21 protein-coding genes and 1 riboswitch are annotated in these 19,823 nt (G+C 68.1%); of the genes, 7 read left to right on the top strand and 14 right to left on the bottom strand.

Annotated features, from left to right (window positions below; all coding sequences use genetic code 11):
• Positions 1 to 31: 31 nt before the first annotated feature.
• On the bottom strand, positions 32 to 859 hold the full coding sequence (locus tag JJL56_RS14805; RefSeq protein ID WP_145626497.1) for a hypothetical protein: 828 nt from the start codon (positions 857 to 859) through the stop codon (positions 32 to 34).
• A 302-nt stretch (positions 860 to 1,161) separates the two neighbouring features.
• Here JJL56_RS14805 and JJL56_RS14800 point away from each other — a divergent pair, with 302 nt between their 5' ends.
• From JJL56_RS14800 to gcvPB, 5 genes are all read left to right on the top strand, one after another.
• Positions 1,162 to 1,407: a CDGSH iron-sulfur domain-containing protein gene (locus tag JJL56_RS14800; RefSeq protein WP_200485517.1), complete on the top strand. Its 246-nt coding sequence runs from the start codon at positions 1,162 to 1,164 to the stop codon at positions 1,405 to 1,407.
• Between the two features lie 72 nt (positions 1,408 to 1,479).
• Positions 1,480 to 1,579, top strand: a riboswitch (glycine riboswitch).
• Positions 1,580 to 1,753: 174 nt separating this feature from the next.
• Positions 1,754 to 2,866 carry a glycine cleavage system aminomethyltransferase GcvT gene (gcvT, locus tag JJL56_RS14795; protein ID WP_200485516.1) on the top strand — a complete coding sequence of 371 codons (1,113 nt, stop codon included), beginning with the start codon at positions 1,754 to 1,756 and terminating at the stop codon, positions 2,864 to 2,866.
• A gap of 32 nt (positions 2,867 to 2,898) precedes the next feature.
• Positions 2,899 to 3,273, top strand: coding sequence for a glycine cleavage system protein GcvH (gene gcvH / locus JJL56_RS14790; protein ID WP_109071265.1), 375 nt, complete (start codon positions 2,899 to 2,901; stop codon positions 3,271 to 3,273).
• A gap of 1 nt (position 3,274) precedes the next feature.
• A complete protein-coding gene (gcvPA, locus tag JJL56_RS14785; RefSeq protein WP_200485515.1) occupies positions 3,275 to 4,615 on the top strand; it encodes an aminomethyl-transferring glycine dehydrogenase subunit GcvPA in 1,341 nt (446 codons plus the stop codon).
• Positions 4,615 to 6,180 carry an aminomethyl-transferring glycine dehydrogenase subunit GcvPB gene (gcvPB, locus tag JJL56_RS14780; protein WP_145626501.1) on the top strand — a complete coding sequence of 522 codons (1,566 nt, stop codon included), beginning with the start codon at positions 4,615 to 4,617 and terminating at the stop codon, positions 6,178 to 6,180. Before gcvPA ends, gcvPB begins: the two co-directional genes overlap by 1 nt.
• A gap of 132 nt (positions 6,181 to 6,312) precedes the next feature.
• On the opposite strand, the gene JJL56_RS14775 is transcribed toward gcvPB, so the two are convergent.
• From JJL56_RS14775 to efp, 5 genes are all read right to left on the bottom strand, one after another.
• Positions 6,313 to 7,632, bottom strand: a complete 1,320-nt coding sequence (locus tag JJL56_RS14775) for a peptidoglycan -binding protein (RefSeq protein ID WP_145626502.1) — start codon at positions 7,630 to 7,632, stop codon at positions 6,313 to 6,315.
• A 51-nt stretch (positions 7,633 to 7,683) separates the two neighbouring features.
• A complete protein-coding gene (locus JJL56_RS14770) occupies positions 7,684 to 8,871 on the bottom strand; it encodes a DNA repair protein RecN (protein WP_014240825.1) in 1,188 nt (395 codons plus the stop codon).
• Positions 8,872 to 8,923: 52 nt separating this feature from the next.
• Positions 8,924 to 9,697, bottom strand: a complete 774-nt coding sequence (locus JJL56_RS14765; RefSeq protein WP_200485514.1) for an OmpA family protein — start codon at positions 9,695 to 9,697, stop codon at positions 8,924 to 8,926.
• A gap of 179 nt (positions 9,698 to 9,876) precedes the next feature.
• Positions 9,877 to 10,731, bottom strand: coding sequence for an inositol monophosphatase family protein (locus JJL56_RS14760; RefSeq protein WP_200485513.1), 855 nt, complete (start codon positions 10,729 to 10,731; stop codon positions 9,877 to 9,879).
• Positions 10,732 to 10,822: 91 nt separating this feature from the next.
• Positions 10,823 to 11,389, bottom strand: coding sequence for an elongation factor P (efp, locus tag JJL56_RS14755; protein ID WP_014240821.1), 567 nt, complete (start codon positions 11,387 to 11,389; stop codon positions 10,823 to 10,825).
• A gap of 167 nt (positions 11,390 to 11,556) precedes the next feature.
• On the opposite strand from efp, the gene epmA reads away from it, so the two are divergent.
• A complete protein-coding gene (gene epmA / locus JJL56_RS14750; RefSeq protein ID WP_145626504.1) occupies positions 11,557 to 12,609 on the top strand; it encodes an EF-P lysine aminoacylase EpmA in 1,053 nt (350 codons plus the stop codon).
• 26 nt (positions 12,610 to 12,635) lie between these two features.
• Here the strand turns inward: epmA and JJL56_RS14745 are convergent, their stop codons facing one another.
• From JJL56_RS14745 to JJL56_RS14715, 7 genes are all read right to left on the bottom strand, one after another.
• Entirely contained in the window at positions 12,636 to 13,631 is a 996-nt protein-coding gene (locus JJL56_RS14745; RefSeq protein ID WP_145626505.1) for an MDR family oxidoreductase, read from the bottom strand.
• A 135-nt stretch (positions 13,632 to 13,766) separates the two neighbouring features.
• Positions 13,767 to 15,113, bottom strand: a complete 1,347-nt coding sequence (locus JJL56_RS14740; RefSeq protein WP_200485512.1) for an OmpP1/FadL family transporter — start codon at positions 15,111 to 15,113, stop codon at positions 13,767 to 13,769.
• Between the two features lie 179 nt (positions 15,114 to 15,292).
• Entirely contained in the window at positions 15,293 to 16,099 is an 807-nt protein-coding gene (locus JJL56_RS14735; RefSeq protein WP_145626507.1) for a TSUP family transporter, read from the bottom strand.
• A gap of 19 nt (positions 16,100 to 16,118) precedes the next feature.
• Positions 16,119 to 16,757, bottom strand: coding sequence for a thiamine phosphate synthase (gene thiE, locus JJL56_RS14730; protein WP_145626508.1), 639 nt, complete (start codon positions 16,755 to 16,757; stop codon positions 16,119 to 16,121).
• Positions 16,758 to 16,769: 12 nt separating this feature from the next.
• Complete coding sequence (locus JJL56_RS14725; RefSeq protein WP_145626509.1) at positions 16,770 to 17,699, bottom strand: class I fructose-bisphosphate aldolase; 930 nt, start codon at positions 17,697 to 17,699, stop codon at positions 16,770 to 16,772.
• Positions 17,700 to 17,879: 180 nt separating this feature from the next.
• Positions 17,880 to 18,125: a hypothetical protein gene (locus tag JJL56_RS14720; protein WP_145626510.1), complete on the bottom strand. Its 246-nt coding sequence runs from the start codon at positions 18,123 to 18,125 to the stop codon at positions 17,880 to 17,882.
• 88 nt (positions 18,126 to 18,213) lie between these two features.
• Positions 18,214 to 18,657 carry a hypothetical protein gene (locus JJL56_RS14715; RefSeq protein WP_200485511.1) on the bottom strand — a complete coding sequence of 148 codons (444 nt, stop codon included), beginning with the start codon at positions 18,655 to 18,657 and terminating at the stop codon, positions 18,214 to 18,216.
• 118 nt (positions 18,658 to 18,775) lie between these two features.
• On the opposite strand from JJL56_RS14715, the gene JJL56_RS14710 reads away from it, so the two are divergent.
• A complete protein-coding gene (locus JJL56_RS14710; RefSeq protein WP_145626512.1) occupies positions 18,776 to 19,120 on the top strand; it encodes a type II toxin-antitoxin system HicB family antitoxin in 345 nt (114 codons plus the stop codon).
• Positions 19,121 to 19,222: 102 nt separating this feature from the next.
• Here JJL56_RS14710 and JJL56_RS14705 read toward each other — a convergent pair.
• On the bottom strand, positions 19,223 to 19,823 hold a 601-nt coding region (locus tag JJL56_RS14705), incomplete at its 5' end, for a type I glyceraldehyde-3-phosphate dehydrogenase (protein ID WP_200485510.1).

Raw genomic sequence — 19,823 nt, 5'->3', positions numbered from 1 at the left:
ACTAAGAGCTAGTGACTGTTTCGTTGTACTTTCAGTCCAACAAGGACGCGACCAGAAACGTCGCGTTCTTGTTTCCATAGAACGTGGTCGCGGCGTTGCTGTTGACGGCATACATTTCGACGTAGTCGGTGCTGCCATTCAGATAGAGAACGTCTTCGACCGCTGCCGTATGACCAGTTTGCATAGAAGCGGATGCACCCCAATATGCCCCACCTACTCCGTTTTTATAGATCATGACGCCATAGTTGTGTCCGGAGGTAATCGCCACATTTGTTTGTGCGCGGATACGGTAATAACCGGAAATCGACGGTTTGAACCATTTGTTGGCTACATCGAACCCATTGCCAACATTGAAGTCGATAGTGGAAAGATTGACTTTGGTCCAGCTGTTGGCTGCGATGCCGGTCTGGTCGGTGCCGCCCAGATGCGCGCGGCAATATACCTTGGGGTGCTCGTGCATCTGGTCGAACAGGGCGCGTTCGTCCGTGATGGCTTCGTTGCTGATGGTCTCGGTGGTGCTGTCCAGGAATACGCGCGTAATGGGAAGCTTGCCGAAGGGGATGGCCGGCGGGGTCAGGCTGTTGGCGGTGCCAACCACGACGCTGGCGGTGCCGGTGGCACGGTCCACCACCACGCGGTCGATCCGAAAGCCCGACGCCGGCGGTGCGAAGGGGCCGACGACCTGCGCCTTCACCTCGGTCAGGGTGGTGCCGTTTAGCAGATAGCCGGGGTCGAGGGCGATGGTCAGATCGGGCGACACTTGGGCGTGCGGGGCGAAGGGGCCGACGATGCGCTGGGCGACGGCCCAGTTGGCGGTGCTCTGCGACAGATCGGTTGGGTTGAAGGTCTGGACGGACATGGAACGCTCCTTGAAACATTGGCGATGCAGCGAGGGACCATCAGGCAAAGGGCCTCGCGGCGGGTGGATTTAGGACTATCATCCTTGAACTGAGCCATAAAGACTATATTTCTTGTTTTCAAAGATTAAAATCCTTGACGTATTGCGCCTGTCGCTGCGACTTTCCGCGCCCGATTCGTGCGAAAGTGGGCTGGCAAGCGACGGAAACGATGCCGTTCAAAGGACGCTTGCCTTGAGGCTGGGGTCGGTTAGCCTTCGATGGTCCGCACTGGAATTCAGCGATCGAACAAAGGACAAGACTCATGACCAGCGCACCGGTCGTCGCGACCAAGGAACCCATCATCATCGAACTGGAAGCCGGCAAGACCTACTGGTGGTGCCGCTGCGGGCGCAGCGCCAAGCAGCCGCTGTGCGACGGCAGCCATGCCGGCACCGGGCTGGAGCCGATGAAGTTCGCTCCCGCCACCTCCATGAAGGCGCGCTTCTGCGGCTGCAAGGCGACCAGGAAGCCGCCCTTCTGCGACGGCAGCCATCTGGACCTGAAGTGAGCGTTGCCGGGACCCCAGCGAACCCCGATTGACATTCCCGAAGCTCCCGGTAGGTTAGATCACACAAGCCGACGATCCCTCGCGGGAGAGATCACTGTCTGGTTCGCCGGACAGTGGCGCCGAAGGAGCAACCGCCCCGGAAACTCTCAGGCAAAAGGACCGCAAGGGGGATAAGGCAACTCTGGAAAGCAGCCCGGCCTGCGTATCGCAGGCACGGCTCACCGAAGGAGTAAACCGGTCGTTGGGGGTTGGCCCCCGCCGGTGAATCTCTCAGGTCCAGGACAGAGGGGGCAGGACTCGCGCCAATCCCGGCGCGGGTTGTGCGACCCTATGTCGGAGGACCCGCGTGACCGAGGCTTCTGAGTCCCTCAAGACAACGCCGCTGCACAGCCTCCATCTGGAGCTGAAGGGCAAGATGGTGCCCTTCGCCGGCTACGACATGCCGGTGCAGTACCCGCTCGGCATCCTCAAGGAACACCAGCACACCCGCGCTAAGGCAGGGCTGTTCGACGTGTCACACATGGGGCAGGTGCGCCTGACCGGCGAGGACCCGGCCGCCGCGCTGGAGTCGCTGGTCCCCGGCGACATCAAGGGGCTGGCCCGCGGGCGCATGCGCTACACGCTGTTCCTGAACGAGCAGGGCGGCATCCTCGACGACCTGATGGTCACCAACGCCGGCGACCACCTGTTCCTGGTCGTCAACGCCGCCCGCAAGGACCACGACGTCGCCCACATGCGCGAGCGTCTGAAGGGCAAGGCTGAGGTGGAACTGCTGGACGATCTCGCCTTGATGGCCCTGCAGGGGCCGGAGGCCGCGGCGGTGCTGGGGCGCTTCATCCCCGAGGCGGCCACCATGAAGTTCATGAGCTACCTGCCGGCGACCTTCAACGGCATCCCGGTGGTCATCACCCGCTCCGGCTACACCGGCGAGGACGGCTACGAAATCTCCTGCGACAAATCCGACGCGGAGACCATCGCGCGCGCCCTGCTGGCCGAGGACGAGGTCGAGGCCATCGGGCTGGGCGCCCGCGACTCGCTGCGGCTCGAGGCCGGGCTCTGCCTCTACGGACACGACATCGACGAGACGACGACTCCGGTCGAGGCCGGCTTGGAATGGGCGCTGTCCAAGCGCCGCCGGGAGGAGGGCGGATTTCCCGGCTACGACATCATCAAGGACCAGCTCGCCAACGGCGCCCCGCGCCGCCGCGTCGGCCTCCAGCCGGGCGGCCGCCAGCCGGCCCGCGAGCACACCGACGTCTGCGACGCGGATGGACACAAGATCGGTGAGGTGACCAGCGGCGGCTTCGGCCCCACCGCCTCCGCCCCGGTCGCCATGGGCTATGTGGACCGCGCCCACGCCGCCGTGGGCACGCCGGTCCAGCTCATGGTCCGCGGCAAGCCGCTGGCCGCCAAGGTCGCCGCCATGCCCTTCGTGCCGCAGCGCTACTACCGCGGCTGATCAAACAAACACCGAGCGAACAGGGGACAACCATGACCATCAAGTACACCAAGGACCATGAGTGGGTCCGCGTCGAGGGCGACATCGGCACCGTCGGCGTCAGCGACCACGCCCAGCACCAGCTCGGCGACGTCGTGTTCGTCGAACTGCCGGACGTCGGCCGCCAGCTCGCCCAGGGCAAGGAAGCCGCCGTCGTGGAGTCGGTGAAGGCCGCCAGCGACGTGTTCGCCCCGGTCTCCGGCGAGGTGATCGAGGCCAACGCCGATCTGGAGAACGACCCGTCGCTGGTCAACGCCGGGGCCGAGACCACCGGCTGGTTCTTCAAGCTGCGCCTCAGCAACCCGTCGGAGCTGGACGGGCTGATGGACGAAGCCGCCTACAAGGCCTTCGTGGAAGGGCAAGCCTGAGATGCGTTACCTGCCCCTGGCCGAGGCCGACCGGCGCTCCATGCTGGAGGCCATCGGCGTGCCGTCGGTGGACGAGCTGTTCCGCGACGTGCCCGAGGCGGCCCGCCTCTCCGGCCCGATCGAGGGGCTGTCCAACCATATGGGCGAGCTTGAGGTCGATCGCGCCCTGTCGGCGATGGCGGGGAAGAACCTGCCCGCCGGCAGCGTGCCGAGCTTCCTCGGCGCCGGTGCCTACCGTCACCACATCCCGGCGACGGTGGACCATCTGGTGCAGCGGGGCGAGTTCCTGACCGCCTACACCCCGTACCAGCCGGAGGTGAGCCAGGGCACGCTGCAGGTCCTGTTCGAGTTCCAGACCCAGGTCTCGCTGCTGACCGGCATGGACGTCGCCAACGCCTCCATGTACGACGGCGCGACCGCCTGCGCGGAAGCCGTGATGATGGCGAACCGCGTCACCCGCCGGAAGAAGGCCGTGCTGTCCGGCGGCCTGCACCCGCATTACCGCGACACCACCACGACCGACGCCCGCTTCATCGGCTTCGAGACGGTCGTCATGCCCCCGGCCCCGACCGGCGGCGAGGACCTTCTGGCCGAGGTCGACGGCGACACCTCCTGCGTCGTCGTGCAGAACCCGGACGTCTTCGGCCATGTCCGCGACTACACCGAGCTGGGCCGGGCCTGCCAGGCCAAGGGCGCCCTGCTGATCGTCGTGGTGACGGAGGCCGTGTCGCTCGGCCTGCTGACCCCGCCGGGCGAGATGGGCGCCGACATCGTGGCGGCGGAAGGCCAGTCGCTGGGCAACGCGCTGAACTTCGGCGGCCCCTACGTCGGGCTGTTCGCGGTGAAGGAGAAGCTGGTCCGCCAGATGCCGGGCCGCCTCTGCGGCCAGACGGTGGACGCCGACGGGCGGCGCGGTTTCGTGCTGACGCTCTCCACCCGCGAGCAGCACATCCGCCGCGAGAAGGCGACCTCGAACATCTGCACCAACTCCGGCCTGTGCGCGCTGGCCTTCTCCATCCACCTCAGCCTGTTGGGGGAGGAGGGCTTCGCCCGGCTCGCCGAGCTCAACCACGCCAAGGCCGTGCAGCTGGCCGACAAGCTGGCCGCGGTGAGGGGCGTGGAGATCGTCAACGGCAGCTTCTTCAACGAATTCACCGTGAAGCTGCCGAAGCCGGCGGCGGAGGTCGTGGAGACGCTGGCGCAGCGCGGCATTCTGGGCGGCGTTCCGGCCTCCCGCCTGTTCGGCGGCGGGCTCGACGATCTGCTGATCGTGGCCGCCACCGAGACGAACACCGAGTCCGACATGGACGCCTTCGCCACCGCCCTCGCCGAGGTTCTGTGATGAGCATGAACAACCAGGGTCGCCCGACCGGTATCCAGAATTCGGACAGCGCCGTTCCGGAGACCGTCACCGGCAACCGCGGCCTGCAGATCGAGGAGCCGCTGATCTTCGAACAGGACAGCGCCGGGCGTTGCGGCGTCGACCTGCCGGAGGTCCCCGCGGTGGGCTCGCGCCTGGGTGCGGTGAAGCCGCGCGGCCGGATCGGCCTGCCGGGTCTCGCCGAGCCGCAGGTGGTCCGCCACTACACCCGCCTGTCGCAGAAGAACTACGCCATCGACAGCGGCCTGTACCCGCTCGGCTCCTGCACGATGAAGCACAACCCACGCCTGAACGAGAAGATGGCGCGCTTGCCGGGCTTCGCCGACGTGCACCCGCTCCAGCCCGAAAGCACGGTGCAGGGCGCGCTGGAACTGATGGCGGAGCTGGGCCGCTGGCTTGCCACGCTGACCGGCATGGCGGCGGTGACGCTGGCCCCGGCGGCGGGCGCGCACGGTGAGATGTGCGGCATCATGGCGATCCGCTCCGCCCACGACGCCAAGGGGGATAAAGGTCGCACCAAGATCCTCGTCCCGGAAAGCGCCCACGGCACCAACCCGGCGACCGCCGCCGCCTGCGGCTACGCGGTCGAGGCGATCCCGGCCACCGAGGACGGGCGCGTCGATCTGGCGGCGCTGAAGGCCAAGCTCGGCCCCGACGTGGCCGGGCTGATGCTGACCAACCCGAACACCTGCGGCCTTTTCGAGCGCGACATCATCACCATCGCCGAGGCGGTGCACGCGGCGGGCGCCTATTTCTACTGCGACGGCGCCAACTTCAACGCCATCGTCGGGCGGGTGCGCCCGGCGGACCTCGGCATCGACGTGATGCACATCAACCTGCACAAGACCTTCTCCACGCCGCACGGCGGCGGCGGTCCGGGTTCCGGCCCGGTGGTCTTCGCGGAGTCGCTGGCCCCCTTCGTCCCGGTGCCCTACGTGGTGCAGGACAAGGACGGCGCCTTCCGTCTGGTGGAGCAGGCCGGCGACGGCCCGGCCTTTGGACGGATGAAGGCGTTCCACGGCCAGATGGGCATGTTCGTCCGCGCGCTCGCCTACATGATGAGCCACGGTGCCGATGGGCTGCGGCAGGTGGCGAACGATGCGGTGCTGAACGCGAACTACCTGCTGGCCCGCCTTCAGGACGTGATGACGCCTTCCTTCGAGGGGCCGTGCATGCACGAATGCCTGTTCGACGACCGCTTCCTGAAGGGCACGGGGGTGACCACGCTCGACATCGCTAAGGCGCTGATCGACGAGGGCTTCCACCCGATGACCATGTACTTCCCGCTGGTCGTGCATGGCGCCCTGCTGATCGAGCCGACCGAGACCGAGTCGAAGGCCAGCCTGGACCAGTTCGTCACCGCTTTGCGCGCGCTGGCGGAACGGGCCAAGTCCGGCGACGTGGCCTATTTCCAGGGCGCCCCGCGCCTGACCCCGCGTCGCCGCCTGGACGAGACCGCCGCGGCGCGCAAGCCGGTGCTGCGCTGGACGCCGGCGGTGGAGCCGGAGAAGGTCGCGGCGGAGTAGGGCGTACTTGCCCCCACCCTCCCACTTCGTGGGTCCCTCCCTCCCCCGCTGCGCAGGGGAGGGATTGATTGCGGAGGCGGCGGAGTTCCCTCCCCTGCGCAGCGGGGGAGGGTTAGGGTGGGGGCAAGCCCCTCACCGCTGATCCAGCTTCACCTCGATACGCCGGTTGCGGGCCAGCGCCTCGTCGCTGGTGCCGGGGTCGAGCGGCTGATACTCGCCGAAACCGGCGGCGGCCAGACGGTCCGCCGGAATTCCCTGGTCTATCAGATACTTCACTACCGAAATCGCGCGCGCCGCCGACAGCTCCCAGTTCGAGGCGAACTGGATGCGCACCGGGCGCGCGTCGGTGTGGCCGTCCACGCGCAGCACCCAGTTGATGTCCGGCGGGATGGTCCGGCCGATCTCGATCAGCGTGCGCGCCAGCTCCGCCAGCCGCTGCTTGCCGGCCTCCTCCAGAGTCGCGGAGCCGGAGGGGAACAGCAGCTCCGACTGGAAGACGAAGCGGTCGCCGACGATGCGCACGTCCTGCCGGTTGCCCAAAGCCTCGCGCACCCGCCCGAAGAACTCCGAGCGGTAGCGGGCGAGGTCCTGCACCTTGGCGGCCAGCGCCTGATTGAGCCGCGAGCCGAGTTCGGCGATCTGGACCTGCTGCTCCTCCGCCTTCTTCTCCGAGATCTCCAGCACGGCGCCGATGCGGGCGAGCTGCTCGCGCAGGGCGGCCATCTGCCGGTTCAGCAGGTCGACCTGCTCGTTCGCCTTGCCGGTCGCGCCCTGCTCGGCGGACAGCGAGGCCATCAGTTCGGTGATTCGGATGTCGCGCTTTTCGATGTCCTTCTGCGCGAGCATCGTCTTCTCGTCGGCGCTGGCGAGCCGTGTTTCCAGCGCCTTGGACCGGTCGCGCTCCCCGCCCAGCTCGGCCAGCAGGGCCAGGCGCTGCTCCTCGGTCAGGCGCTGCTGCGCGGCGGCGGCGGCGAGTTCGCCTTCCAGCCTGGTCCGGGCCTCGCGCAGCGCCTTCAGGTCGGCTTGTAGGCTGGCGGCCTCGGCCAGCTTCAGCTCGATGGTTTCCTTGTCGGCGCGGATCGTGCGCTGCAATTCCTCCGCCGCGCGGGCGGCGTGGTCGAGGTCGCCCTGGAGCGTGGCGATGCGGCTGGTCATGGTGTCCCGCGCCACCACGGAGCCCTGAAGCTCCGCCGACAGCTGGGCGACGTTGATGCGCAGGTCGGCGTTGGCGTCCCGCTCCAGCGCCAGCAGGTCGTTCAGTTCCGCCACCTTGCGGTTCAGGCTGCCGAGCTGCTCGTCGCGCCCGGTCAGGGCGGTCGCCATGTAGAACTGGGCGACGACGAAGATCATCAGCAGGAAGATGACCACCATGACGAGGGACGACAGCGCGTCCACCCATCCGGGCCATGCGCTGGCCTCGCGATGGCCGTTGCGGCGGCTGATGCTGGGCATGGCGGGGTGTCCCTCCGGACGGACAGGGGGAAGGCGTCAGCGCTGTTCCGATCAGCGCTGTTCCGATTCTTCGGCCAGGGCGGCGATGGTGCGGGCCAGCAGCTTGATCTCGCTGCGGATCTCCTGCACCGCCTGGACCCGGCCCGTGGAGGATTCCTCGACCATGCGGGCGAGGTAGATGTCCATGTTGCGCAGATGCTGGCGCGAGGCGTCGTCGAAGCCGCCGATGGCAGCGTCCGACAGCCGGTCGAGCAGCCCCTTCATCTCCAGCTGGCTCTCGCCCAGCCGCAGGAGAAGTTGCTGTTCGGCGCGCATCTGGTCGGTCAGCGTGCTCAGCCGCTCGGTCAGGGCCATCAGGTTGGCGTTGGCCGACCGGCGGCCCTCCTCGGCGGTGGCGACGGTGCGCTGGAGCGAGTCGAGGTTCTCCGCCGTCTGCTCCAGGAGCGCCGTCAGATAGGCCGGCATCGACTGGTCGCCGGTCTCCAGGCTGCCGCCCGCCCCGCTGGAGAGGCGGGTGGCGCCGGACAGCCAGTCCTCGACATCCTGGAAGAAGCGGTTGTGCGCCTGGCTGGCCTGAAGCTCCAGGAAACCCAGAACCAGTGACCCCGCCAGACCGAACAGCGAGGAGCTGAAGGCCGTGCCCATGCCGGTCAGTGGCGCTTCGAGCCCGTGCTGGAGGTTGCTGAACATCGCCCCCACGTCGCCGCCCTGCACCGACAGCCCGCCGATGACCGAGCCGACCGACTGCACGGTGTGCAGCAGGCCCCAGAAGGTACCGAGCAGGCCGAGGAAGATCAGCAGACCGATCAGGTAGCGCGACAGCTCCCGCGACTCGTCCAGCCGCGAGGCGATGCCGTCGAGCAGCGAGCGCATCGACAGCGCCGACAGGGTCAGCCGGCCGCGCCGTTCCCGCAGCATGCGCGCCATCGGGGCGAGCAGCACCGGCTCCGGCGCGGCTACGGCGGGGTTGCCGGACTGGAAATGCTCCAGCCACGCCACCTCGGGCCGCAGCATCAGCACCTGGCGGAAGATGAACAGGATGCCGGCGAGCAGCGTGCCGAGGATCAGCCCGTTCAGCGCCGGGTTGTTCATGAAGGCGGCGCGCAGGGCCGGGAACAGCAACGCCGTCACGCTTCCCACGACCACCAGGAAGAGGATCATCCGTGTCAGGAAGCGCTCCGGGCGCGTCATCGGGGAAGGCTCCTCAAGAGGGTGGGACGACGGGGCGATGGCGGCCATGGGCACTCTCGTCCAGGGGAAGGGGCAGGCGGTACGGGTTACAGAGGGCAGCTCACTGGTTCAGAAACTCCACGTCCAGCCGGTCCGGCGCGCCGCCGGCCGCCTCCATGCCCATGGCGCGGATGTCCACGCGGGTGCTGGCGATGCCGGCGGTGCCGAGGCGTTCGCGGACGGCCAGGGCACGGGCCAGCGACAATTGCCGCGCCTCGCGCGCCGTCTCCGGCGTACCGCTGGCGTAGGAGCGGATCTGCAGGCGAAGCTGCGGGTTGGCGTTCAGGCGCTCCGCGATGGCGTCCAGACGCGTCCGGGCCGGTTCGGGCAAAGCGGTGGCGGTGCCGTCGAACAGCACGGTCAACGGCTCCATCCGGGGCAGGGCGGGCGCCGAGGGCGCTTTCGGAGTCGGCGGCGGCAGTGCGGCGGTCTGCGTCCGGTCGGGCGGCGGAGGTGCCGCCGGCCGGTTGGAGGCCGGGACCGGCGGTGCGCCTTCCGGCATGGCCGGCGGGGGCGGCGTGGGACCGATCGCAATCTGCGGCAGATCCGGCGCCGTCATCAGGGTCGGGGCCTTGAAAACGGGCGGGGCCGGAGGGGCCGGCGGCGGGAAGAGATCGGGTCGTGGCGGGATCGGCAGCGGCTGCGCGTTCTCCAGCGTCAGCCCGCCTGTGGCCGCGGCTACGGGCGGGGCCGGAGCGGAAGCGCTGGTCTGGGGCGGCGCGGTGCCGGGCGAGGAGCAGGCGGTCACGGCCAGGGACAGCGCCACGGCCACGGCGGCGGGGAGGACGCGCGGGGGTAGCGACCGCCCGGCGGGCGCGTTCGGAGAACGGCTCATGCGTCCGACAATCCTCATGGTGACCAGCGCGTTGTTCCCAATGACACGGAAATGCGTTGGTACCATAGCCCTTCGATCGGCGTAGGGACAACGCCCTTTGGGCCGCGCGGCGTGTTTCCCCACCAAAGCGCGGCCCTTGCTACCCCAACGTCATGAAGGGCTTATGGCTCGGCCGGAGGTCAGCCCTGACCGGCGTCCGCCGCCCCAGCCGCTCCGGCGGGAGCGGAGCGCACCTTGCGATCCGTCGCACCGCGCAGGATCTTGGCGATCGGCAGGTGGAAGTGGGCGTTGGCCGCCAGAATCGTGCCGCCGAACACCGGGTTGCGCCCGCCGCCGATCTCACCGACGAAGCCACCGGCCTCGGTCACCAGAAGCTGGCCGGCCGCCGCGTCCCAGGGGGCGAGCCCACGCTCCCAATATCCGTCGTAGCGGCCCGCCGCGACGTAGGCGAGGTCGAGCGAAGCGGCGCCGAAGCGGCGGATGCCCGCGACCTCCTTCATCAGCGCCTCGGCCTCCACCAGGAAGCCCGCATGGTCGCCGCGGCCCTTGAAGGGGATGCCGGTGGCGATCACCGCGTCGGCGAGGTTGCGGCGCTCCGACACGCGCAGGCGCTGGTGGTTGAGGAAGGCGCCCTGGCCCTTCTCGGCCCAGTACATCTGGTCGTGCACCGGCTCGTACACGACGCCGGCGACGATCTCGCCGTTCTTCTCCGCGGCGATCGAGATCGCCCAGTGCGGGATGCCGTGCAGGAAGTTGGTGGTGCCGTCCAGCGGATCGACGATCCAGCGGGCGGTCGGGTCGCTGCCCTTGCTGGCGCCCGTCTCCTCCATGAGGAAGCCGAAATCCGGGCGGGCCTTCTGCAGCTCTTCGCGCAGCAGCTTTTCCGCCTTCATGTCGGCGGCGGACACGAAGTCCGCCGGGCCCTTGCGCGACACCTGGAGGTGCTCGACCTCGCCGAAGTCGCGGACAAGGCCGCGGGCCGCCTTTTCGGCGGCGCGGACCATCACGTTGATAAGGGCGGAGCGGGTGGCCATGGGCGTGCTTTATCTCGTGCGGAACCGGAAAAAGAATACACCGGCCCCTGCCTTAAGCGAGAGCCGGTGCGCAGAAATTCAGTCAGGACGGTCAGTCCTTGGCGCGCTCGACATACTCGCCGGTCTGGGTGTCGACGACGACGCGGGTGCCCGACTCGATGTGCGGCGGCACCAGGATCGACACGCCGTTCTCCAGCTTCGCCGGCTTGTAGGAGGAGGAGGCCGTCTGGCCCTTCACCACCGGGTCGGCCTCGGTGATCTGCAGGGTGACCTTGCCGGGGATCTCGACGCCGAGCGGCGCGCCTTCGAAGGACTGCACGGTGACTTCCATGCCGTCCTGCAGGAACACCTTCTGGTCGCCGATGATCTCGCCGGGGATGGCGGTCTGCTCGTAGCTTTCCTTGTCCATGAAGGTGTAGCTGTCGCCTTCGGCAAACAGGAAGGTCATCTCGTGCTCGTCCAGGCGGGCGCGCTCGACCGTCTCCTGGGTGCGGAAGCGCTCGATCGACTTGTTGCCGGTGCGAACATCCTTCATTTCAAGCTGGATGAAGGCGCCACCCTTGCCGGGCTGGACGATAGCGGTCTTCGTAATGACCCAGAGCTTACCGTTATGCTCCAGCACATGGCCGGGACGCATCGTGTTGGCGTTGACCTTCATGACATACTCGTGATTTCCAGGAGACAGGCGGCGCGGAACCTAGCAGCTTGCCGGGCCGGTGGCAACGCCGGGTGGGGCTCAATCGGCGTTCTGCGCCTTCTTTGTCCGTTTTCGTCGCCGTTCCCACTCTGCTAAGCAGCGTCATCGCTCCGTCAGTGAAGGCCATCATGTCCCCCGTCACGCCCGCCTGGGCTCCCGAGAGCTTCGCCCGCCGCCGCCCCCATCTGGCCGTGCGCGGCCGCGTGCTGGGCGCCGTCCGCCGCTTCTTCGAGGAGAACGCCTTCCTGGAGGTGGACACCCCGGCGCTCCAGGTCTCGCCGGGTATGGAGCCGCATCTCCAGGCCTTCGCGACGGAGCTGGTGGGGCCGCACCCCGACGACCGGCTGCGGCTGCACCTGCACACCAGCCCAGAATTCGCCATGAAGAAGCTGCTGGTGGCGGGGCTGCCGCGCATCTACCAGATCGCCCACGTCTTCCGGAACGGCGAGCGGTCGGCCACCCACGCGCCGGAATTCTCCATGCTCGAATGGTACCGGGCGGGGGAGGGCTACCGGACGCTGATCCGCGATTGCGAGGATCTGGTGCGAGAGGCCGCCGTCGCCGCCGGGCGGACGCGATTCGACTTCCGCGGCATGACCTGCGACCCCTTCAAGGAGTGGCGGGTGCTGACCGTGCAGGACGCCTTCCGGGAGTTTGCCGGGATCGACCTGCTGGAGACCTTCGACGGCAGCCACGACCCCGATCCGGCCCCGCTGGCCGCCATGGCGCGGGCCATCGGCATCCCGCCGCATGACGGCGACCGTTGGGAGGACATCGTCTTCCGCATCATGTTCGAGCGGATCGAGCCGCATCTGGGCGCGGGCGTGCCCTGCGTGCTGACCGACTATCCCGTCTGCATGGCCGCCCTGTCGCGCCCCAAGCCGGAGGACCCGCGGCTGGCCGAGCGGTTCGAGCTGTACGCCTGCGGCCTGGAACTCGCCAACGCCTTCGGCGAACTGACCGACGCCCGTGCCCAGCGCGTACGCTTCGAGGCCGACATGGATTTGAAGGAACGGATCTACGGCGACCGCTTCCCGGTGGACGAGGATTTCCTCGCCGCGCTGGAGCAGGGCATGCCGGAGAGCAGCGGCATCGCGCTGGGCTTCGACCGGCTGGTCATGCTGTGCAGCGGGGCGGAGAGCATCGACGAGGTGCTGTGGCTGCCGGTGGCGGGGGGATAACCCTCACGCCACCGACATCGGCGTCATCAGGCGGTGACGTCGATCACCACGCGGCCGCGCACCTGCCCGGCGAGGATCTGGCCGGCCAGCTCGGGCAGCTTCGACATCGGCTCCACCCTGTACATCGCCTTCAGGTGGTCCTTGTCGAGGTCGCGGGCCAGCCGCGCCCAGGCGCGCTCGCGCCGCGCCGCCGGGGCGGCGACCGAATCGACGCCGATCAGCGCGACGCTGCGCAGGATGTGCGGCAGCACCGTTCCGGGCAGGTCGGCGCTGCCCGCCAGCCCGCAGGCGGCGATGGCGCCGCCCCAGACGGTTTGCGACAGGGCGTTGACCAGCGTGATTCCGCCCACCGAATCGACGCCGCCGGCCCAGCGCTCCTTCTGGAGCGGCGGGCCCTTCTCCTGCAAGGCGGCGCGGTCGATGAAGCCGGTGGCGCCCAGGCCGGACAGATACTCGTGGGTTTCGGGCCGCCCTGTGGAGGCGGTGACCGGATAGCCGGCCTTGGCGAGCAGGGCGACCGCGACGGAACCGACGCCGCCGGCCGCCCCGGTGACCAGAACCTCCTTCCCGCCGGGCTGGATCGTCCCCCAGCTCTCCAGGGCATCCACGCAGAGGGCGGCGGTGTAGCCGGCTGTGCCGATGCCCATCGCCTCCTCCGGCGAGAAGGCGTCGGGCAGGCGGGTCAGCCATTCCGGCTTCACGCGCTGGAACCGGCTGTAGCCACCCCACTGGGTTTCCGACAGGCCCCAGCCGTTGACGATGACCTTGTCCCCGGCCTTCCAATCGGCGGAGCGCGACTCCACGACCGTGCCGGCGAGGTCGATGCCGGCAACCATCGGCAGCTTGCGGGCGATTCGCCCCTTGCCGGAGACGGCGAGGCCGTCCTTGTAGTTCAGTGTGGAGAAGGCGACCTCGACCAGAACGTCGTGGTCGGGCAGGTCGGTCAGGCTGAGCGGCTTGAAGCCCCCCTTGGGCTTGCCGTCGGCGTCCTCGATGACGAAGGCGGTGAAGGTGTCGGCCATGCGGATTCCTCTCCCGGATCGTGTTCTTGATTGAGGGAAAGCCTAGCACGGACGCCGGGAAGGGCAAGGCGCGGGGACGGTGGAGTGTCCTTCAAGTCCCCTCTCCCCGGAGGGGAGAGGGTTACGGCATCCGGATCAGAATGTGATCCTGGTCTGGAGCGCGATCACGTCCACATGGGCCTTGTAGTCGGCGGACAGGTTGCCGCGGAAGGCGTCGCTGCCCGTCAGATTGTCGCGCAGGTCCATCTTGGCCTTGTTGGCGAAGATGTGGCTGTAGCCAATGTCGGTCCGGATGCTGTCGGTGACCTGGTAGCCGGCGCCGATCGACACCCAGTAGCGATCCTCGTCCGGGATGCGCGGTGTGCGGTACTGGTCGCTGACCGGGGTCTGGTCGTAGGCCACGCCGAAGCGCAGGGTCAGCTTCTCGTTCCACTTGTAGGCCGCACCCAGCGCGAAGAACCAGGAGTCGTCCCAGTTCTCGTCGGTCACCGTGTCGGTGCGCAGCGGGTTGCGGTAGCGGATGCGCAACTCCTTGAAGCGCGACCAGTTGGTCCATTGCGCGTCGGCCATCACGGCGATGGAACTGGTCAGCTCGTGATAGGCGCCGAAGGAGATGATGTCCGGCGTGGCGACCTTCGCCCGCACCGGCGAGCCGGCGAAGCTGGCCTGGAGTGCCGGGGTGGCGGGGACGCCCTCGAACTTCGAATCGCCGTCCAGCTCGTGGAAGACGGAGGAACGGTAGGAGACGCCGAAGCGGGTGCCCTTGGCCGGCTCGTACAGCATGCCGGCGGTGAAGCCGACGCCCCAGTCGTCGCCCTTGACCTCGCCCACGCCGTCGCGCGAGCCCGGCGCGATGGGAACGCCGGTGGCCGCCAGGATGGAGCCGAAATCCACGGCCTGGCTCAGCCGCGCCTTGGCGTACTGGAACTGCAGGCCGCCGGCGATGGTCAGGTCCGGCATCAGCCGGTAGGACACGGTCGGGGAGATGTTGATCGTCAGCAGGCTGGAGTGGATGCCGTGGTAGCGGCCGGTCCAGCTTTCCGGATAGTCGGTGGACAGGCCCCAGGGCGCGGTGATGGCGAGGCCCAGCTTCACGTCCGGCGACACCGTGTAGGCGAGATAGCCCGACGGAATCACCGCGTCCATGCCGATGTCGCCGGGGTCGGATGTGCCCAGGATGGTGCTGCCGCCCAGCCGCGTGGCGCGGGTGCCGCGGGCGTTGCTGGTCTTCGAGGTCGGGAACACGCCGCTCAGCACGCCGACCGCCTGGTTCCCCTCGATGGCGCCCAGCGCCGCGGGGTTGAAGAACAGGCCGGTGGCGTCGCCCATGCCGTTGGCGGTGGCGCCCGCGAAGGAGGTGCCCTGACCGGAGGCGCTCTGTTCCTTCAGCAGATAACCGGCGGCACCGGCCGGCAGCGGCGCCGCGACGGCAATGACCGCGGCGGCGGCGAGCAGGTTCCCCTTCAGTGACCAATTGGACATGCGTTTCTCCCCAATTTCGTTATTTGACGCAATGATACACACATTGACGTTAACGTAAAGTGGACCTGCTGAAAAAATGTTGGACCAACAAACCATGCGTCCGGAGATACGCTTTGGACAGGGAAATGCCCGCCACGGTCGATTCGCCGCGGGCTGGAAATGTGGGTATCAGAAGGTGCTCAGCCCAGCCAGCCGGCGACCATGGCCATGCCCGCGCCGATCACGTTCTGGGCGTCCGTCCAGATCAGCTTCGCCGTGATGGCGATGGAGGCGACGACGAGCATCGGCCGCACGATGGCGGCGCCGTTGCGGATGACCATGTGCGCGCCGATCTGCGCGCCGATCATCTGGCCCACCCCCATCAGCAGCCCGGCCAGCCAGGCGATCTGCCCGCCGGCCAGGAAGAACAGCAACGCGGCGATGTTGCTGGTGAAGTTCAGCACCTTCGTGTGGGCGGTCGCCTTGCGCAGGTTGAAGCCGAGCAGCGAGACGAAGGCAATGGCAAAGAACGTGCCAGTGCCCGGCCCGAAGAAGCCGTCGTAAAAGCCGATTCCCGTCCCGGCGAGCAAAGCGAATCCGCGTTCGCCGATGCGCTGCTGCGCGTCGATCTCGCCGGCCTTCGGTGAGACGAGCAGCCAGATGGCGATGCCGATCAGCAGCACCGGGATGACGTTGCGCAGGAATCCCGGATCGATCATCTGGACAATGATGGCGCCCGCCGCGGAACCGGCGAAGGTGCAGGCGATCATCACCGCCATGTCGCGCGGCCTCACCTCTCCGCCTCGGGTGAACTTCACCGCGGCGGAGAGAGACCCGAAGCTGGATTGCAGCTTGTTCGTCGCCAGCGCCTGCGCGGGCGACAGACCGGCCCAGAGCAGGGCGGGGAGGGTGAGAAGCCCGCCGCCCCCGGCGATGGCGTCGACGAAGCCCGCGACAAGGCCGACCGCGAACAGCGCGGTCAGCGTCTCGATGGAAAGGAGGTCCATGATTCGGCGGCGGCCTTCGTCACCCTTCAGCCGCGGCGATGGCGGCGTTGAACGCCCTCACGGCGGCGCCCGGCCCATCGGGATGGTTCCACACGGCACCGACCACGGCCAGGAAATCAGCCCCGGCGCTCACCAGCGGACCGCAATTCTCCTGGGTGATCCCGCCGATGGCGACGCAGGGGACCTCCATCAGTTCCGACCACCACCGGAGCAGCTCCGGCTCCGCCTTGAACGCGGCGTCCTTGGTGGTGGTCGGGAAGAAGGCGCCGAAGGCGACGTAATCGGCCCCGGCCTCGCCCGCTTCCATGGCGAGATGGCGGCTGTCGTGGCAGGTCACCCCGACGATGGCGTCGTTGCCGACGATCCGCCGCGCCTGGGCGTAGGACGTGTCCTGCTGCCCGACATGCACGCCGTCGCAGCCGGTCTCGCGGGCCAGTTCGGGATGGTCGTTCAGGATGAAGGCGACCCCGCGCTCCTGGGCGATCGGGCGCAGAGCGTCGCAGGCCCGGCGAACGGCGTCGTCGGAGCAGTCCTTCAAACGCAACTGGACGCAGGCGACATCGCCCGCGTCCAGCGCTTCGGTCAGTTTCGGCGCGAACGCCGCCGGCTCCAGGGCCGGCGGCGTCACGAGGTAGAGCCGACAGGCGGTTTCGGTCAACCGAGGCGATCCTTACTCTTTGCCCTGGTAGATCTTCATGATCCGGTCGAGCAGCTTCAAAGCTTCGTCGCGCGGGCGCTGGAAGGCGTTGCGGCCGATGATCGAGCCGTTACCGCCGCCGTCGCGGATCGCGCGGGCATCCTCGAACACCGCGTCCTCGCCCTTGGTGGCGCCGCCCGAGAAGACCACGATGCGGCGGCCGTTGAAGGCGCACTGCATGATGTGGCGCACGCGGTCGGCCTGGGTGGCGATCGGGATGTTCTTGGACTCGTAGACCTTCCTGGCCTCCGCCTGCTCCAGATGGGCCGACGGCAGCTTCACCTTGATGATGTGGGCGCCAAGCAGGGCGGCCATGTGGGCGGCGTAGCCGATCACGTCGATGGCCAGTTCACCCTCCTTGGAGACGGTGCCGCCGCGCGGGTAGGACCACAGCACGGTGGGCAGGCCGACCGACTTGGCCTCCTTCGACAGCTCGCGGATCTCCTCGTACTGGTCGTACATGGCGTCCGAGCCGGGGTAGATCGTGAAGCCGATCGCCGAGCAGCCGAGGCGCAGCGCGTCCTGCACCGAGGCGGTCACCGCCTGATCGGCGTCCTCCTTCTGGCGCGACAGGCTGTTGGCGCTGTTCATCTTGAGGATCAGCGGGATCGAGCCGGCGAAGGTCGAGGCGCCGGCCTCCAGCGAGCCCAGCGGGGCGGCGTAGGCGTTGCAGCCGGCGTCGATGGCGAGCTGGTAATGGTAATGCGGGTCGTAGCCCGGCTCGTTCGGTGCGAAGCTGCGCGCCGGGCCGTGCTCGAAGCCCTGGTCGACGGGGAGGATCACCAGCTTGCCGGTGCCGCCCAGCTTGCCTTCCATAAGAATGCGGGCAAGGTTGGCCTTGACGCCCGGGGTGTCGCTTTCGTAGTTCGCAAGAATTTCCTTAACACGACGAGTGAGCTTCATCTGGCTCTTCCCCTTGGGGTTTCTGTCGGAAATGCGGCCCTCATAGCCCAGCGCGGGACTCTTTGCAACGTCGGCAGGGGTGTAATGCGACCATCCTCGGCGGCAAAAGGGCCTATCCGAGAGGTCGGATTCGGGAATCGCCGAAGGGTGAGGCGGACCTCACCGCCCAGCCGATTTATGTCACAGCACGGACTGGACGATGACGTAGAGGCCGTAGCCGGCGCCCACCGCCACGACCCAGGCCCCGGCGGCCAAACCGGCCCAGACGGCGAGCAACCGGGTGCCGCGGATCTTTTCCACATGCGGCGCGGGGAAGCGCGACCCGCGCGGAAGCCCGTCCGGCCTCTCCGGCTGGAGCAGGGCCGGCTCCGTACCCTTCAGCGGCGCAGCGTCCGCCTGGGGCCGCAAAGGCGTGGTCGTGGTCATGGGGGTGGTACCGCATCGTGATGATGGAAAACACAATACACCACTTTTGATCGCGCGGATTTGGGGAAAAAGCGGTATCGCCTTGTGACTATTCCGTGACATGGCCATCGACTTGCCCGCTCAGCCAGTCCCGGCAGGCGCGCCGGGGGTCGCGGACGCCGCGCAGGTCGAGCGCCTGGGGAAGCGCCGTCAACAGGCGGGTGCCGCGCTGCGCGGCGATGTCGGCCAGCCGCTCCGCGACGTCCGCCCGGCCGGTGAACAGGACCGTATCCAATCCAGCGGACAGCGCGCCCAGGGCGTCGCCGGGCCGGTCGGCACAGTCGAGCACCGCCGTCATCGCAACCGACGGGTGCCGGGCGGTGGCGTTGGCGACAACCTCGCGAAACCAGCCGGCCCCGGCCGAGGCAGCCGCACCGGGTGCGCTGACCAGCAAAAGGGGAACGCCGAGGTCCGTCGCAACGGCGCAGGCGGCGTCGGCGTCGTTCAGGCCGTGGATGCGGATGGGGCGGCTGTGCGCGGGCACGGCGGTCATGACGGGAAAATCCGAGTGGGCATTTCCCCATCCCCATGCCGGGAATTGAGGCAGGTCAAACCGCCGGGGCGGAGGCGAGGCTATCCTTCCACCCCACGCATCCCTGGGGTCGCCGCCGATGATGGACTATAAGGGCTACAAGGCCCAGATCGATTTCGACGACGATGCCGGCATCTTCGTCGGCGCCGTCATCAACACGCGCGACGGCATCACCTTCACCGGCCGCTCGGTCGATGAACTGCGCCGGGCCTTCCGCGACGCCGTGGACGATTATTTGGCGATGGCTTGCGACATGGCGGGCAACACCGAGCAGCCTTATTCGGGCAAGCTCGCCATCCGCGTCAATCCGATGCTCCACCGCGCCATCGCCACCTGTGCGGAACGCGAAGGCAAGAGCGTCGCCGCCTGGGTCGCCGACCAGCTGGCGCAAGCCACGGGCATCAACGCCGTCAAGGCGGGGTGACCGCGTTCCGGCGGGAAATACACCGGCGAACAGGATGACGGACATGAAAAAGGGCGCCCCGTTCCGGGCGCCCTTCCTCTTTGGCAGCAAGCCGCGGGTGGCTTACTTGGCGTTCGCCATGGCGATGGCGGTGTCGCTCATGCGGTTGGAGAAGCCCCACTCGTTGTCGTACCAGGTCATGATGCGGACGAAGTTGCCGTCGATGACCTTGGTCTCGTTCAGCGCGAAGATCGAGCTGTGCGGGTCGTGGTTGAAGTCGGTGGAGACCAGATCCTCGGTGTAGGCGCCCAGGATGCCCTTGAGCGGGCCGTCGGCGGCCTCGCTGATCGCCTTGGTGATCTCCTCCACCGAGGTGGCGCGCTTGGCGGTGAACTTGAAATCGACCACCGAGACGTTCGGGGTCGGCACGCGCATGGCGGTGCCGTCCAGCTTGCCCTTCAGCTCCGGCAGCACCTTGCCCACCGCCTTGGCCGCACCGGTCGAGGTCGGGATCATGTTCAGCGCCGCGGCGCGGGCGCGGTGCAGGTCCTTGTGGTTGGTGTCGACGATGCGCTGATCCCCCGTGTAGGAGTGGATCGTCGTCATGAAGCCCTTCTCGATGCCGATCAGGTTGTGCAGCACGAAGGCCACCGGGGCCAAGCAGTTCGTGGTGCACGACGCGTTCGAGACGATGCGGTGCTCGGCCTTGAGCTGGTCGTGGTTG

Origin of the sequence: Azospirillum aestuarii, assembly GCF_016632405.1 — a bacterium.
Taxonomy (GTDB): Bacteria; Pseudomonadota; Alphaproteobacteria; order Azospirillales; family Azospirillaceae; genus Azospirillum; species Azospirillum aestuarii.
This window is presented reverse-complemented; position numbering and strand designations above follow the sequence as displayed.

Coding starts and splice junctions, on each gene's coding strand:
- JJL56_RS14740 (WP_200485512.1), bottom strand. CDS start 15,113: ATGTCCAATTGGTCACTGAAGGGGAACCTGCTCGCCGCCGCCGCGGTC.
- gcvPA (WP_200485515.1), top strand. CDS start 3,275: ATGCGTTACCTGCCCCTGGCCGAGGCCGACCGGCGCTCCATGCTGGAG.
- JJL56_RS14710 (WP_145626512.1), top strand. CDS start 18,776: ATGATGGACTATAAGGGCTACAAGGCCCAGATCGATTTCGACGACGAT.
- JJL56_RS14765 (WP_200485514.1), bottom strand. CDS start 9,697: ATGAGCCGTTCTCCGAACGCGCCCGCCGGGCGGTCGCTACCCCCGCGC.
- epmA (WP_145626504.1), top strand. CDS start 11,557: ATGTCCCCCGTCACGCCCGCCTGGGCTCCCGAGAGCTTCGCCCGCCGC.
- JJL56_RS14770 (WP_014240825.1), bottom strand. CDS start 8,871: ATGGCCGCCATCGCCCCGTCGTCCCACCCTCTTGAGGAGCCTTCCCCG.
- JJL56_RS14725 (WP_145626509.1), bottom strand. CDS start 17,699: ATGAAGCTCACTCGTCGTGTTAAGGAAATTCTTGCGAACTACGAAAGC.
- JJL56_RS14800 (WP_200485517.1), top strand. CDS start 1,162: ATGACCAGCGCACCGGTCGTCGCGACCAAGGAACCCATCATCATCGAA.
- JJL56_RS14805 (WP_145626497.1), bottom strand. CDS start 859: ATGTCCGTCCAGACCTTCAACCCAACCGATCTGTCGCAGAGCACCGCC.
- JJL56_RS14720 (WP_145626510.1), bottom strand. CDS start 18,125: ATGACCACGACCACGCCTTTGCGGCCCCAGGCGGACGCTGCGCCGCTG.
- gcvH (WP_109071265.1), top strand. CDS start 2,899: ATGACCATCAAGTACACCAAGGACCATGAGTGGGTCCGCGTCGAGGGC.
- JJL56_RS14775 (WP_145626502.1), bottom strand. CDS start 7,632: ATGCCCAGCATCAGCCGCCGCAACGGCCATCGCGAGGCCAGCGCATGG.
- JJL56_RS14745 (WP_145626505.1), bottom strand. CDS start 13,631: ATGGCCGACACCTTCACCGCCTTCGTCATCGAGGACGCCGACGGCAAG.
- JJL56_RS14735 (WP_145626507.1), bottom strand. CDS start 16,099: ATGGACCTCCTTTCCATCGAGACGCTGACCGCGCTGTTCGCGGTCGGC.
- JJL56_RS14760 (WP_200485513.1), bottom strand. CDS start 10,731: ATGGCCACCCGCTCCGCCCTTATCAACGTGATGGTCCGCGCCGCCGAA.
- JJL56_RS14715 (WP_200485511.1), bottom strand. CDS start 18,657: ATGACCGCCGTGCCCGCGCACAGCCGCCCCATCCGCATCCACGGCCTG.
- efp (WP_014240821.1), bottom strand. CDS start 11,389: ATGAAGGTCAACGCCAACACGATGCGTCCCGGCCATGTGCTGGAGCAT.
- gcvPB (WP_145626501.1), top strand. CDS start 4,615: ATGAGCATGAACAACCAGGGTCGCCCGACCGGTATCCAGAATTCGGAC.